This window comes from Pseudovibrio japonicus, assembly GCF_014651595.1.
GTDB lineage: Bacteria > Pseudomonadota > Alphaproteobacteria > Rhizobiales > Stappiaceae > Pseudovibrio > Pseudovibrio japonicus.
In genome coordinates, this window is sequence record NZ_BMXE01000002.1 from 734,203 (window position 1) to 747,934 (window position 13,732).

General features: G+C 53.7%; 13 protein-coding genes. 5 read left to right on the forward strand and 8 right to left on the reverse strand.

All coding sequences use genetic code 11. The features are described 5' to 3' along the window. Positions 1–4 precede the first annotated feature (4 nt). Entirely contained in the window at positions 5–787 is a 783-nt protein-coding gene (locus IE076_RS08185) for a 3-hydroxybutyrate dehydrogenase (RefSeq protein WP_189436256.1), read from the reverse strand. Between the two features lie 368 nt (positions 788–1,155). On the opposite strand from IE076_RS08185, the gene ispG reads away from it, so the two are divergent. Genes ispG through IE076_RS08200 form a run of 3 tightly spaced genes read left to right on the forward strand, consistent with a single transcriptional unit; the run spans position 1,156 to position 4,090 of the window. Next, positions 1,156–2,433 carry a flavodoxin-dependent (E)-4-hydroxy-3-methylbut-2-enyl-diphosphate synthase gene (ispG, locus tag IE076_RS08190; protein WP_371871473.1) on the forward strand — a complete coding sequence of 426 codons (1,278 nt, stop codon included), beginning with the start codon at positions 1,156–1,158 and terminating at the stop codon, positions 2,431–2,433. After that, positions 2,434–3,351, forward strand: a complete 918-nt coding sequence (gene pdxY, locus IE076_RS08195) for a pyridoxal kinase (RefSeq protein WP_189436258.1) — start codon at positions 2,434–2,436, stop codon at positions 3,349–3,351. Beyond that, positions 3,344–4,090: a DUF429 domain-containing protein gene (locus IE076_RS08200; RefSeq protein ID WP_189436259.1), complete on the forward strand. Its 747-nt coding sequence runs from the start codon at positions 3,344–3,346 to the stop codon at positions 4,088–4,090. Before pdxY ends, IE076_RS08200 begins: the two co-directional genes overlap by 8 nt. A 59-nt stretch (positions 4,091–4,149) precedes the next feature. On the opposite strand, the gene IE076_RS08205 is transcribed toward IE076_RS08200, so the two are convergent. The 3 genes from IE076_RS08205 to IE076_RS08215 all read right to left on the reverse strand — a co-directional run bounded on the left by IE076_RS08205 (position 4,150) and on the right by IE076_RS08215 (position 7,491). Next, complete coding sequence (locus tag IE076_RS08205) at positions 4,150–5,301, reverse strand: L,D-transpeptidase family protein (protein WP_189436260.1); 1,152 nt, start codon at positions 5,299–5,301, stop codon at positions 4,150–4,152. 241 nt (positions 5,302–5,542) lie between these two features. Continuing rightward, positions 5,543–6,499, reverse strand: a complete 957-nt coding sequence (locus IE076_RS08210) for an acetyl-CoA carboxylase carboxyltransferase subunit alpha (protein ID WP_189436261.1) — start codon at positions 6,497–6,499, stop codon at positions 5,543–5,545. Between the two features lie 179 nt (positions 6,500–6,678). After that, positions 6,679–7,491, reverse strand: coding sequence for a DUF3108 domain-containing protein (locus IE076_RS08215; protein ID WP_189436262.1), 813 nt, complete (start codon positions 7,489–7,491; stop codon positions 6,679–6,681). A 389-nt stretch (positions 7,492–7,880) separates the two neighbouring features. Between IE076_RS08215 and rpmB the strand changes: the two genes are divergently transcribed. Further along, a complete protein-coding gene (rpmB, locus tag IE076_RS08220) occupies positions 7,881–8,168 on the forward strand; it encodes a 50S ribosomal protein L28 (RefSeq protein ID WP_054662871.1) in 288 nt (95 codons plus the stop codon). A gap of 69 nt (positions 8,169–8,237) precedes the next feature. Next, entirely contained in the window at positions 8,238–8,840 is a 603-nt protein-coding gene (locus tag IE076_RS08225) for a queuosine precursor transporter (RefSeq protein ID WP_189436379.1), read from the forward strand. Positions 8,841–8,933: 93 nt separating this feature from the next. Here IE076_RS08225 and IE076_RS08230 read toward each other — a convergent pair whose 3' ends face one another. The 4 genes from IE076_RS08230 to IE076_RS08245 form a co-directional block, all read right to left on the reverse strand. Then, positions 8,934–10,058 carry an esterase-like activity of phytase family protein gene (locus IE076_RS08230; protein WP_189436263.1) on the reverse strand — a complete coding sequence of 375 codons (1,125 nt, stop codon included), beginning with the start codon at positions 10,056–10,058 and terminating at the stop codon, positions 8,934–8,936. Continuing rightward, positions 10,055–11,941, reverse strand: coding sequence for a cobaltochelatase subunit CobT (cobT, locus tag IE076_RS08235; protein WP_189436264.1), 1,887 nt, complete (start codon positions 11,939–11,941; stop codon positions 10,055–10,057). The genes IE076_RS08230 and cobT overlap by 4 nt, the downstream gene beginning before the upstream one ends. 10 nt (positions 11,942–11,951) lie before the next feature. After that, the gene (gene cobS / locus IE076_RS08240; protein ID WP_189436265.1) at positions 11,952–12,938 is read right to left on the reverse strand and encodes a cobaltochelatase subunit CobS; all 987 of its coding nucleotides are present in this window, start codon (positions 12,936–12,938) and stop codon (positions 11,952–11,954) included. Between the two features lie 86 nt (positions 12,939–13,024). Beyond that, on the reverse strand, positions 13,025–13,645 hold the full coding sequence (locus IE076_RS08245) for a J domain-containing protein (RefSeq protein ID WP_189436266.1): 621 nt from the start codon (positions 13,643–13,645) through the stop codon (positions 13,025–13,027). Between the last annotated feature and the right edge of the window lie 87 nt (positions 13,646–13,732).

Sequence of the window (13,732 nt, forward strand, 5' to 3'; positions counted from 1 at the left end):
TTGGTTATTGAGCTGTCCAGCCGCCATCCATTGGCAGCAAGCTGCCTGTGATTGAGGCTGCAGTATCGGTGCACAGGAAGACGGCGAGGCCAGCAACCTGCTCGATGGTCACAAACTCTTTGGTGGGCTGGGCTTCAAGAAGCACGTCCTTTTTCACCTGCTCCTCGGTCATATTACGGGCTTTCATGGTGTCCGGGATTTGCTTTTCAACGAGAGGTGTCCAGACGTAGCCTGGGCATATCGCGTTCACGGTGATGTTGTTTTCAGCCGTTTCCAGAGCCACGGTTTTGGTCAGGCCTGCGATGCCGTGTTTTGCGGATACGTAGGCAGCCTTGAATGGAGAAGCGACCAGTGCGTGCGCGGATGCGGTGTTGATAATGCGGCCCCAGCCTGCTTTGCGCATGTAAGGCACGGCGGTGCGGATTGTATGGAATGCGGAAGACAGGTTGATGGCGATGATGGCATCCCATTTTTCGACCGGGAAGTGCTCAATGGCTTCAACGTGTTGAATACCTGCGTTGTTGACAAGAATATCGACCGAGCCAAAGGTGTTTGCCGCAGTATGGATCATGGCGTGGATTTCGTCGGGCTTGGTCATGTCGGCAGGAGAGTAAATGCATTTTACGCCAAAATCGGTCTCGATTCCTTTGCGCTCTTTTTCAATGGCATCCGCATCGCCGAACCCGTTGATCATGATGTTGGCACCTTGCTCGGCCAACGCGCGCGCGTAGCCCAGGCCGATGCCTGATGTGGAGCCAGTGATTACGGCGGTTTTACCTGCGAGCATTTCGAGTCTCCTGACCATGTGTATAGAAAATGAGCTGATAAGAGCTTGCGCCACTTTTTAGTCTGGTTGCATTAGCAAAAAGCATAGTTGTTTAGCGTGCAGTGCAAAAAGGTAAGAAGTGACTGCGAATCTGTCTTTTGTCCTTAATAGAAGGTTAGAAATGGGTGCGCCGCGGCGGAGCTCTCCGGCTTTCTTGGATTCCTGACAAGGATGTGGACCTAGCATCATTCGGCAGAGACGTTTACTGTGAAATCTTGGGGGGATGATGGTGCTAAGGATGACATCAAACTGAATTGAATTTGCTCCAAAAAAGTTGACAGGGCGGGCTGCATGCTGCACTTGCTTGGCTAAAGATTTATCCCAGTGGAATGATCATGACAGACAAGAACCAAACCTATATTTCTTCCCCGTTTCCGCGCCGTCGTTCTGTGGCTGTAGATGTTGGTGGGGTTGTTGTTGGCGGTCAAGCGCCTGTTGTTGTCCAGTCCATGACGAATACTGATACCGCTGACGTGGATTCTACGGTTGCGCAGGTTTCTGCTCTGGCGCGTGCCGGGTCAGAGCTGGTGCGTATCACTGTTGATCGCGATGAGGCTGCTGCAGCTGTTCCGCGCATCAAAGAGCGTCTGTCACGTATTGGTGTCAATGTTCCGTTGGTGGGTGACTTTCACTACATCGGGCATAAGCTGCTGGCGGATCATCCTGCCTGCGCTGAAGCCCTTGATAAGTACCGGATCAATCCGGGCAATGTTGGCTTCAAGACCAAGAAAGACAAGCAGTTCGGCCAGATCATTGAAATGGCCATGAAGTACGACAAGCCTGTACGCATTGGGGTGAACTGGGGTTCACTTGATCAGGAGTTGCTGACTCATTTAATGGACAAAAACCAGCAGGAAGGCTCGCCGCTGACAGCTCAAGAAGTGATGCGCGAAGCAATCTGCCAGTCTGGTTTGCTGTCTGCGCAGCGTGCTGAAGAGCTGGGCCTTGGCCGCGACAAGATTATTCTGTCTGCGAAAGTCTCTCAGGTTCAGGATCTGATTTCCGTTTACACGGATCTTGCACAGCGTTGTGATTATGCACTTCACCTCGGTCTGACTGAAGCTGGCATGGGCACAAAGGGTATTGTGGCCTCTTCTGCTTCCATGGGTATTTTGCTGCAGCAGGGCATCGGCGATACAATTCGTATCTCGCTGACGCCAGAGCCGGGCGGAGATCGAACCCGCGAGGTTCAGGTTTCTCAGGAGCTGTTGCAGACCATGGGTTTCCGTAGTTTTGTGCCGATTGTGGCGGCATGTCCGGGTTGCGGACGTACGACCTCTACGGTCTTTCAGGAATTGGCACAGGATATTCAAGAGCATATTCGTGAGAGTATGCCAAAGTGGCGGGAACAGTATCCGGGTGTTGAAGAGCTCAACGTGGCGGTTATGGGCTGTATTGTGAATGGGCCAGGTGAGTCCAAGCACGCTGATATTGGTATTTCTTTGCCGGGTACGGGCGAAACGCCGGCTGCTCCTGTGTTTGTTGATGGGGAGAAAACTGTTACGCTGCGCGGGCCGAACATTGCAGATGAATTTAAGGCAATGGTTCTTGATTATATTGAGAAGCGCTATGGTACGGGTGTTTCTTCTGAACACGAGATTTCGTAGATGTCGCTGGAGCGTTTTGTCAAAAAAGTTGAACACAAAATCAGAGATAATGCACCGAAGGAAAAGCCTTCGGTTCTGGTGATTTCATCACAAGTCGTCAGTGGGTGCGTTGGTATGCGCAGCATGGTGTTTGCGCTGGAACGCATGGGCTTCAATGTCTGGATGCTGCCCACGATCCTTTTGCCATGGCATCCGGGGCAGGGCCGTGGTGAGCGCATCTCCGCCAATGACGAAGCCTTCAAGCATATCGTTGAGCAGATCTGTGCCAGTGACGGCCTGAGCAATGTGAAGGGTGTTCTGTCTGGCTATATGGCGAATGTGGCTCAGATCTCTGATGTGGTGAAGATCGTTGAAGCCGTAAAATCCCGCAATAAGGATGCTGTTTATCTTTGTGACCCAGTGATTGGTGACAAGGGCGGCCTTTACGTTGCCGAACCGATTGCGGAAGCTATTCGTGACCAGTTGCTGCCGCTTGCTGATGTAAGTACGCCAAACCGTTTTGAGCTGGCGTGGCTGAGTGGTTTTGGAACGGATATGGAAAATGAAGCTGTTGCGGCGGCTCGTACGCTTGGAGTGGAGCGCACGATTGTGACGTCGTCGCCTGCGATCCGGCGTAATTCGATCTCCAATCTGCTAGTTGGTCCTCGTGGCAGTCTTGCTATTGAGCACGCCGAGGTTCAGGGCGCGCCACATGGCACTGGTGATCTGTTGTCAGCGTTGTATCTGGCTCGTTGCCTTAGCGGGCAGAGTGATGAGGATGCGCTGAAAAAAGCAACGGCTTCAACGTTTGAGCTGGTGGCGCGTTCTGTCAAAGTCGGCTCTGACGACCTGCTTTATGCGGAACATCAGGATTCACTGATCCAACCTATGGCGCTTGTGAATACCCGCCGCGTGGTTGAGGCGCCCGAGCGTGCATGAGACAGCTACAACGACACCAGTTTGTGTTGCTGGTGTTGATGGCTGTCGGGCAGGTTGGATTGCTGTCTTCCGCTGGATCGGCTCAGAACGGGCATCTGAAGTACAGATCTTCTCTCGTTTTGCAGATCTGTTGGACTCTAAGCATGTGCCCAGCAAGATTGCTGTCGATATGCCTATTGGGTTGCCTGAGCACATTGGTCAGGCAGGTCGCGGGCCAGAGAAGGCAGTGCGGCCACTTCTGGGTATGCGGCAATCTACGGTGTTTTCCATTCCCGCTCGTGCAGCGATTTATTGCGAGGATTACCGCGAGGCTTGCTCTGCTGCGCTGGCCCATTCGACGCCAGCGAAGAAAGTCTCCAAGCAGGCGTTTCACATCTTCCCGAAAATTCGTGAGATTGATCAGCTCATGACACCTGAGCTGGAAGAGCGGGTGTTTGAGGTTCACCCTGAGGTCGCGTTCTGGCGTTTGAACGGGCAGGAACCCATTGCAGTTCCGAAGAAAGTTAAAGGGGCCAGCTATCCGCCAGGACTAGATGCACGGCGGGACCTGCTTGTGCAGTTTGATTATGCGAAGAGCTTTCTGGACCAGAAGCCGCCCAAGGGCGCTGCTCGGGATGATCTGATGGACGCGGCTGTGAATGCGGTGATTGCGGAGCGGTTGTTCCACGGGCAAGCGAAGCCATTCCCTTCAGATTATGGACGCGATGAACGCGGGCTGCGCATGGCAATCTGGGCCTAGCCTGACTTGCCGATCCTCATGTAAATCGATCTGCTAAGTCAGGCGAAGTTCTGAAGCGCTTATTGCGGTTTGATGCGTGGGGCAGGGGCTGCCGGATACGGATCTGTTACCTCTGCGACGACCTTTGGTTCATCGCCAACGCGGTTGTTGGAGAACAGAGAGGTAAAGTAGCCGAATGCGCGGTCCGTCTCTGATGCCTTTTTCTTGGCAGGAGCAGGTTTTTCCGCTGCTAGTGCAAGCGTTTTCGCAGCCTCTACGTTTACAGCCGTTGCGTTTGCAACTTCAGTTGTGGAGGTGCCGCCAAAGAAGGATGCGATCTTTTCCTTGCGGCGTTTGCTGGTTTCCATGGCGATCTGGATTTTAGCGGTTTCCTGCTCATCTCTGGCTTGTTTGTTTGCCACTGCGACAGCGATGTGCTTGGGCACTGAATATGCCGGACAAGCGCCGCGTGCGTTGAATTTGGCACCTTTTTTGTCTGCCTTTGCGTTGAAGACATATTCTTTTTCGCAAACTTCAATGGATGGCGGACGTTTGGTGACTTCAAAGTGGTCGTAGCCACGCTTCAGCATGCGCCAGAATTCATAATGTTCTGAGTTTGCGTTGATCGCCATGTTTCTTGCAGTCATGCGGAACGGGAAGGCCTGGACCTGGAACTTTCTCTGGCCGCCGAGGAAGCTGTCGCGGCCAAGGGCGTAGATGTCTGCAATCTGTTTGTCCGTCATGGCGTAGCAGCCGGCAGAAGAACACGCGCCGTGAACCATCAGGTTTGAGCCAGTACGGTCGTGGGCACGGTCAAACTTGTTCGGGAAGCCGAGGTTGAATGACAGGTAGTAGGAGGAGAACGGGTTCATCAGGCCCGGTGTGACTTCGTAAAAGCCTTCAGGGGCCTGTCGATCGCCCTCTTTGATCTTTGGACCGAGTTTGCCAGACCATTTACAGATATCATAGGTTTCCAGCAGTGCGTATTCGCCGGATTGGGTCTGCTTCCAGACTTCCAATTCGGACTCCTGCTTGAATAGGCGGACCATGATTGGAGACTTGAGCTCCATATCTTTGGCCTTCATCCGGTTGGTCAGGCTTTTGCTGACGGGTTTCTGGTGTTTCTCAGAGCCAAACTCTGTTCCCTGACAAGCAGCTAGCGTTAATGCCAGCGCGAGCGCGGCAGCGCGCTTTACGTTTTTGCCTGTCTCTCCCTGAAACACTTTAATCATGTGTGTGACCTACCCTGCTGGGGCTAGTTTGCCCGAACCCCAATCTCGACTCTACACTTAGACTATCTGGGTTAAGGTTGACCGAATCTTACCACAGATCATAGATTTTGAGATTGAGGCATATTCCCCAAGGTGCACTTTCTCCCATGTTTGATTGGTTCAAACAAAAAAGGCACCAGACGTATATCTGATGCCTTTTATAAAAAGTTTAGTAGATACCCACAACAAATCGTAGGTCGAATCAGGAAAGTTCACGACCTATGCGTAGGAACTTCTCGCGGCGCTGCTTTTTGAGGTCGTCCGCAGACTGGCCAGCAAACTTGCCCAAAGCGTTTTCAATGCTGGTTCCAGCGCGGTCAATCACGATCTCTTTTGCACGGTGTGCGCCGCCGATTGGTTCTTTGATGATCTCATCAATGACGCGGAAGCCGGAGAGATCTTCAGCCGTAATCTTCATGTTGGTCGCCGCATCCTGTGCGCGGGTGCTGTCGCGCCACAGAATGGATGCGCCTGCTTCCGGAGAGATCACAGAATAGATGGAGTGTTCCAGCATGGCCACGTGGTTTGTGGTGGCAATGGCGATTGCACCACCGGAGCCGCCTTCACCAATGATGATGGAGATGTTTGGAACGCCAAGGCCGAGGCACATGTCAGTGGAACGGGCGATTGCTTCTGCCTGACCGCGCTCTTCAGCGCCGATGCCAGGATATGCACCTGCAGTGTCTACGAAGGAGACAACAGGAATGTTGAAGCGGTCTGCCAATTCCATGATGCGGACGGCCTTGCGGTAACCTTCCGGACGGGCCATGCCGAAGTTGTGCTTCAGGCGGCTTTCGGTGTCGTTGCCTTTTTCCTGACCCAGGATGGCAACAGACTGCCCACGGAAACGACCAAAGCCTGCAATAATCGCGTGATCCTCGGAGAATTTGCGATCACCTGCAAGTGGGGTGAAATCTGTAACCAGAGTATTGATGTAGTCTAGTGCATGTGGACGGTCAGGGTGGCGGGCGACCAGAGTTTTTTGCCACGGCGTTAAGCGAGAATAGACGTCGCTGAGTGCCTGATCGGCTTTTTCCTGAAGACGGGCAATCTCGTCTTCCACATCAACCGCTTCCCCACCTTCAGCCAGGATCTTCAATTCCTGTACTTTTCCTTCAAGGTCAGCAACTGGTTTTTCGAATTCGAGGTAACTGCGCATATTGGATATTCACTCGTAACGATCAGCGGGCTTGAGCCGCCGATTAAAAAGGCGTTGAACCGCGCTATAATTTTGGCGCGACACTGGCGACAGCTGGGGCATCTGTCAAGGCTTTGCATCACAAATGTGGGCGTCAGCCCCCCTTGAAACAAGAAGACTTGGGATTAGAAGTGCAAATCCTACCGAGAAGCCGTTTTCTTGGGTGAAGCTGACGTTTGCGGCAAGTTGAGCTGTTGGGCTTTCAGAACAAGTGTGCCAGTCGCTGTGGGAATTGATACCTTGTATGGAATGAGTAGGTTCGTGTCACCGATTGGTGCCAGCCAGGTTTCAATCTTCGCGTTTTTGGCCAGATACTGGACAGCCCTTCTTTCAGGACGGTGCCCGGCAATTGGCTCCCAGCGTGCCGAGCAAACAATGACCGGGCCATTGTATCCGTTGCTGGACACTTCGCGTACTTCCTTGAACTTCATATTGATGTTGAAGCGTGCCCAGCCATCGTAGATTGGCAGCTTGCGATCACAGACTGACGGGTCAAGAACTTTGGCGCTGGACGGTGCGCTGACAATTGCTGCACTTAACGGATCCATCGCGTTGAGTTTGTGTTCGCCTGTCACCTTGATGCGGGTCTTGGAGGGCTTGTACTTCGGGGTGACCTGAGTGGTGCGGACGTGGCCGGAGCCCTGACCGAGGCTGACGTAGAAGTTGCGGTTGGAGGCGCGAGAGGCCATGGTGTAGGTGCTTGGCAGAACTTTCGTTCCCTTCATCCACCCGGTTGCCTGCGCGCCGCCCTTGCCTGTGGAGAAGAGGGTGCCAATGCCCGCAGGTTCCATGCCGACTTTTGCGGAATAAGCATTGTCACGCAGGATGAGAGAGAACGATCCCTTTCCCACGGTGAAGCCCGCATAAGAAATATTGTAGATGCCGCCGAGGCGTTCTGTTTTCCCCAGTGCAGCTGTGGATAGTGTGCCAAATGAGAGCGCTGCGATGGCCATTACACATGATTTGCCGAGGGAATTGCAAATCTTTGAAAAAGTTACTCGCACGATACTGTACCTCCGCAGCCGCAGACCTTGGCGCCTGCCAGCCTGAGAACTCAGGAAACTGAACAAAAAATCAAACTCGTTGAAATATGAAACTACTGAAACAAGGTAACACGGTGGTTAAGAGATGTGAGTTTGTTGAAGTTTTGATTGAAATATGGGCTTCGAACAAGCAAATAGGCAGCAAAGCCTTGACGAATTCTGCTGTACTAATTATAGCAAGCCAACTTTTCCGTACAGGCCGGAGGTGGTTCCGCGTGACTATGGCGTCCGCGACCTGCCGGTTTAAACAGAATGCGCCCGGAAATGAGGGCGCCTACAAATTATAAAGGGTGACCCTCATGGCACGCCGCTGCGAACTTACCGGTAAAGACGTGATGACCGGCAACAACGTGTCTCACGCAAAAAACAGGAGCCGTCGTCGGTTCTTGCCAAACCTCTGCAACGTTTCCCTGTTGAGCGATACTCTCGGCGAAACCTACAAACTGCGTATCTCCGCACACGCACTGCGCTCTGTTGAGCACCGTGGTGGTCTGGATGCATTCTTGTTGAAAGCAGTAGAAGCTGAGCTTTCTCCAAAAGCACGCCTGCTGCGCACCGAAATCAAGCGTCGCCAGGCAGCTGCTTAATCACATCTTTCTTGAAAGGGATTGAGCGTGAATAAGTCGAATACTGCCCGACCATTGGCTTTTGCCATTATGGCAATGACCGCAGTGGTCGTGGCATCGAATTACCTCGTTCAATTTCCTGTTCAGGGGATGCTCGGGGCTGTTGATCTGGCAGACCTGCTTACTTGGGGTGCATTCACCTATCCGGTGGCATTCCTTGTAACTGATTTGATTAACCGACAGTTTGGTCCTGCTGCTGCACGCAAGGTTGTGTACGCTGGTTTTGCTGTTGCTGTTGCTCTGTCTATCGTTCTGGCAACACCACGTATTGCAATTGCTTCAGGAAGTGCATTCCTGATCGCCCAGTTGCTTGACGTGACTGTGTTCCACCGTCTTCGTGAAGGTCATTGGTGGAAGGCGCCTGTCGTTTCTTCCACGCTCGGTACCATGCTCGATACCGCTCTGTTCTTTAGCCTTGCTTTTGCAACACAGTTCGCGTTTTTGGGTTATCACGATGCGTTTGCGGTAGAGGTTGCGCCTTTGTTTGGCGTGTTTGCTTTGGAAGTTCCTCGTTGGGTTTCCTGGGCAATGGGTGACTTCGGTGTTAAAATCATCGTCGCGATGAGCATGCTTGTGCCGTACCGCATCGCTTTGGGGGTCATCGGCGCGGTACCTGTTCCTCAGCGCGGATAAGCTGTTTGCTTGATAAGAATTTTCGAAAGGCATCGGACTTGGGTTCGGTGCCTTTTTTGCTTTCCAATGAAATGTTTGCTGCAATAAGCTCGGTTATTTGGGCTTTGCTTTGGGAGCGGGAACGAGCTTTACTTCTTTGGGAGCGCGTACAAAGGGCTCTCTGAAGGGATCGTTATCTGTCAGGACAAAGCGCAACAATACGGTGCGTTGCAGGAAAGACTGGTTGTTGTCTGACATGAGAGAGAGAACGGTTTCTCCAAATGCGTTCTGGTGCACACTCAGAGCTTCCATATTATCAATCTGATAGCTGAAGTCAGCGGTCAGGAGCGTCTTTCCGGTGTGAAGGTGGTCTGGTCTCAGGTTTGTGCCATCCAGCTGCCTGATGCGCATGCCAAGGCCTTCTGCGAGGTTAAACAAGCGCTCCAGTATCAAAAGGTCGCCATTGGGCAGGAAGGCAGCGTCCGTGATGTCGAAGTTGCCTTGCCTCTTAATCCAGAACTTGCCTGCCTTGGGGCCGCCAATGATCCATGCTGGTCTGTTGTGGTCCAGTGACTGCCCGCGTTCGGCAATTGTTATGATTGCGCCAGAAAGAGGGGAGCCGGGCGGTGCAACTGCGACGGATTCAAGACTTTTGTTCGTTGCCAAACCTCTGATCTCTTTGGGGATCAGGAGGTGTTTTGCACGCTCTTCGCCTGTTGCCAGAGGAAGCGGATACGTCATGATGCCGCCTTTTCCTTCGTGACTGACGAAGATGCGCGGGCCGCTGGTTGTGTCGCCTATGCTCAAAGCTTCTGTGTCGGCTTTGGACGTGCGTTTGAGTGTTTTGCCATTGCTGCCCAGTAGTGGAGCTGTTTCAGTCTCCAGCAGCTTTAGAGGCTTTCCACGGCTTGATTGTGAGAGCTTGCCCCGCAGCCATCGGCCGCGATCGGAGACCGCAATGATGTTCGTGCCGCTGTTGAGTGTCAACAGACCTGAGTAGCCGCCGAACTGACGGCTCGAGCTGCTCAGCTCAAGGCCACCCAGAAACAGGAGAGGGCCGTATTGCTCTGATTGGGCGCTGGAGAATTTGAAGTGGTCAATCTGTTTGGAACGCACGCTCATTGGCTGGAAGCCGCTCTGCTGCGCTTCGCTTTCGCTAAAAGGCAAAGAAGCAGCGACTGCAGTTGTTGCTGCTACCGCTGCTCCTCCTGTTAGCAAATTGCGTCGTGTTAACTTCATCGGCGTCCGCGATGTTTGCCGGGATCCTGACCGCTGTTTTCGTCAAACAAATCAGCAAGCTGATCTGTCATGGCACCAGCCAGTTCCTCGGCGTCCACGATTGTCACTGCACGTTTGTAGTAGCGGGTCACATCGTGGCCGATACCGATTGCGATCAACTCGACCGGAGATCTGTTTTCGATCTCTGCGATCACACTGCGCAGGTGCTTTTCCAGATAGTTGCCCGGATTCACTGAAAGTGTGCAGTCATCTACCGGTGCGCCGTCTGAAATCATCATCAGGATCCGGCGACGTTCCGGGCGTCCGAGCAAGCGCTTGTGTGCCCAGTCCAGTGCTTCGCCGTCGATGTTTTCCTTTAGCAGACCTTCGCGCATCATCAGGCCGAGATTGCGCTTGGCGCGGCGCCAAGGGGCATCTGCGGACTTGTAGATGATGTGGCGCAGATCGTTCAGACGGCCCGGATTGGACGGCTTACCATCCTTAAGCCACGCTTCGCGGGATTGGCCGCCTTTCCACGCTTTGGTGGTGAAGCCGAGGATTTCTACCTTCACGCCGCAGCGTTCCAGCGTGCGGGCCAGAATATCTGCGCAGGTGGCTGCAACGGTGATCGGGCGACCACGCATGGAGCCGGAGTTGTCGATCACCAGTGTTACAACGGTATCGCGGAACTCGGTGTCGTTTTCCCATTTGAACGCAAGCGGTTGCAATGGATCAATGACCACGCGGTGAAGGCGGGCACTGTCGATGATGCCTTCTTCCAGATCAAAATCCCAGGACCGGCTTTGCTGCGCCATCAGCTTACGCTGCAAGCGGTTGGCAAGGCGGGAAACCGCGCCAGACAGGGAAGCCAGCTGTTTGTCGAGGAAGCCACGGAGGCGGTCCAGTTCTTCCTGATCGCACAGGTCTTCTGCTGCGATAATCTCGTCGAAGGCTTGCGTGAAGATGCGGTAGGCATCGGCTGAGGGCTGGTTGGTGAACGGGTGTTCCCGGCGTTCCTGTTCGCCCGGCTCTTCAGCCTGATCGGACATATCCTCTTCGGAAAGGTCCTGCATCTCGCTGTCGGCGCCTTCGGTTTCACCGCTTTCCTGCTCTTCGCCGGTGAGCTCCATCTCTTCAGGAGCGCCTTCCTGATCGCCCTGATCTTCCTGCATGTCGCCGGAGGTGTCAGAGCGGTCGTCCTGGTCCTGCTGGTTTTCGTCGTTGTTCTCGTCGTCTTCCGGCTCTTCACCCAGCTCATCAGCCATGTCGAGAGACGTGAGAAGATCCCGCATCTGCTTGGCAAATGCGGTCTGGTCATCCATGCGGGTGATGAGTTTGTTCAGATCATGGTCCGCTTTTTCTTCAACGAACGGCCGCCACAGATCCACCATACGCTGTGCACTTTTAGGGACTTTGCGGCCCGTCAAGCGTTCGCGGACGAGCAGAGCGATGGCGTCCTGCATCGGTGCTTCGTCTTTGGCGGTGACCTCAGCAAAGTTGCCTTTGAAGTAGCGATCTTCAAGCATGGCGTCGATGTTGTCGCCAGCGCCGGGCATACGGACAGCCCCAAGGGCTTCGACGCGGGCTTGTTCAACTGCGTTGAAGATGGCGCGTGCGTTTTCGCCCTGAGGAATATGCTTGGTGTGAACTGCGGGATCATGACAGGCAAGGCGTAGCGCCATGGAGTCGCCCAAACCGCGGGTAACGGCGACTTCATCCTTTGTCATCGTGCGGGAGGGTTCCGGCAGGCGTACGCGCCCGCTGGTCATTCCCGGTTTATCCGGCGAAAAAACAACCTCCAGCTCAGGCTCGCCCGCGATGGCTCTTACTGTAGAGCCCATCGCTTGCTTGAATGGCTGGCTGGCAGGTTTGTTCTTGGCTGAGGAGTTGCTGGTACCTGCCATGTAACTCCCCTTAACTCATGACGATGTTTGCCGCGGATTCAGGAAGGTCTTCCCCGAAACAGCGCTGATAGAACTCGGAGACCAGCGCTTGCTCGGTATCGTCACACTTGTTCAGGAAAGTCAGGCGGAAGGCGAAGCCGATATCGCCAAAGATTTCAGCGTTCTCTGACCATGTGATCACTGTACGGGGGCTCATCACGGTGGAGAGCTCGCCGTTCATGAACGCGCTACGGGTCATGTCGGCAACGCGAACCATTTTGGAGACGATGGAGCGGCCTTCAGCGCCGTTGTAGTGCGGAGACTTGGCGAGAACGATCTCGACTTCATTGTCGTGCGGCAGATAGTTCAGCGTGGTTACGATAGACCAACGGTCCATCTGGCCCTGGTTGATCTGCTGCGTGCCGTGGTAGAGGCCGGAGGTGTCGCCAAGACCAACTGTGTTGGCTGTTGCGAACAGGCGGAAGGACGGGTGCGGGTTGATCACGCGGTTCTGATCGAGGAGGGTCAAACGACCGGAAACCTCGAGCACGCGCTGGATCACGAACATTACGTCCGGACGGCCTGCGTCGTATTCGTCGAACACAAGTGCGACGTTGTTTTGCAGGGCCCAAGGCAAGATGCCATCTTTGAATTCGGTGACGGTGTGACCGTCTTTGATCACGATGGCGTCCTTGCCAACCAGATCGATACGGGAAATGTGGCTGTCGAGGTTTACGCGCACACAAGGCCAGTTGAGGCGGGCAGCGACTTGCTCGATGTGGGTTGATTTACCAGTACCGTGGTAGCCAGAGACCATCACGCGGCGGTTCTTTGCAAAACCTGCAAGGATTGCGAGCGTGGTGGCACGATCAAAGAGATAATCCGGGTCGATGTCAGGGACATGTTCGTTTGGTTCAGCAAATGCCTGAACTTCCAAGTCGCTGTCGATTCCAAATACTTCACGTACAGAAATTGTTTCGGTCGGCAGGGATTGAGCGGTCTGCATGGTGTCTATCATTTTTCCTCCGCGGCCCCACGTCGAAATCGGGGTAATGCAAATCTAGAAATTCGAGAGAGATCTGGAAACTAGCCGAACGGATGACCTTAGCAGTAACCAGACTTCTTGAGTACGTTGTAGGCCTGAATAATCTCGCGCAGGCGGTCTTCCGAAGAGCGGTCGCCACCATTCGCGTCAGGGTGATGAATCTTTACCAGCTCTTTATAACGGGTTTTTATCTCGGCGCCACGGGCAGTTACGCGAAGGTTCAATGTTTCAAATGACCTTTTCTCAAGTGCGAGAACTTTGCGCTGTGGCTCTTCCGGCTGATGGCGGCCTCCGGCGGCTCCGCCGAGGAAGTCATGCGGGTCATTGATGTTTTCTCCGCCGATGTTGGTGCGGCTGCCATCGCGGGCGTTGGCTGCGTCGGCTTTGGAGTTGACACCCATCTTCCAGGTTGGACGGTGTCCGGTCATGCTATCGCGCTGGTAGTCGCGGACGCTGTCGTCATCCATTCCAGAAAAGTAATTATATGATTTGTTGTAGGCCTTTACGTGGTCTACGCAAAAGTGAAAGTATTCGCCTTCACGATCACGACCTTTTGGTGCTTTGTGGGTACCAGGTTGGTCGCAACCGTCCCAATCGCACTTCGGGCCCTTGGCATTCTGAGTGCGATCTTTTTTTGGTTTAACGCGAATACTGTCGAAAATGGAGGAAGTTTGCTTCATTTTTCGGTTTTCAGTTGCCTTGCGATTGGAACAGCACCTGCTTTAAAGCAGGTAGCCGACATAAATAGAAAAAAGTGACCCTGTTAG

Coding starts and splice junctions, on each gene's coding strand:
- IE076_RS08185 (WP_189436256.1), bottom strand. CDS start 787: ATGCTCGCAGGTAAAACCGCCGTAATCACTGGCTCCACATCAGGCATC.
- ispG (WP_371871473.1), top strand. CDS start 1,156: ATGATCATGACAGACAAGAACCAAACCTATATTTCTTCCCCGTTTCCG.
- pdxY (WP_189436258.1), top strand. CDS start 2,434: ATGTCGCTGGAGCGTTTTGTCAAAAAAGTTGAACACAAAATCAGAGAT.
- IE076_RS08205 (WP_189436260.1), bottom strand. CDS start 5,301: ATGATTAAAGTGTTTCAGGGAGAGACAGGCAAAAACGTAAAGCGCGCT.
- IE076_RS08210 (WP_189436261.1), bottom strand. CDS start 6,499: ATGCGCAGTTACCTCGAATTCGAAAAACCAGTTGCTGACCTTGAAGGA.
- IE076_RS08215 (WP_189436262.1), bottom strand. CDS start 7,491: ATGGCCATCGCAGCGCTCTCATTTGGCACACTATCCACAGCTGCACTG.
- rpmB (WP_054662871.1), top strand. CDS start 7,881: ATGGCACGCCGCTGCGAACTTACCGGTAAAGACGTGATGACCGGCAAC.
- IE076_RS08225 (WP_189436379.1), top strand. CDS start 8,238: ATGGCAATGACCGCAGTGGTCGTGGCATCGAATTACCTCGTTCAATTT.
- IE076_RS08230 (WP_189436263.1), bottom strand. CDS start 10,058: ATGAAGTTAACACGACGCAATTTGCTAACAGGAGGAGCAGCGGTAGCA.
- cobT (WP_189436264.1), bottom strand. CDS start 11,941: ATGGCAGGTACCAGCAACTCCTCAGCCAAGAACAAACCTGCCAGCCAG.
- cobS (WP_189436265.1), bottom strand. CDS start 12,938: ATGATAGACACCATGCAGACCGCTCAATCCCTGCCGACCGAAACAATT.
- IE076_RS08245 (WP_189436266.1), bottom strand. CDS start 13,645: ATGAAGCAAACTTCCTCCATTTTCGACAGTATTCGCGTTAAACCAAAA.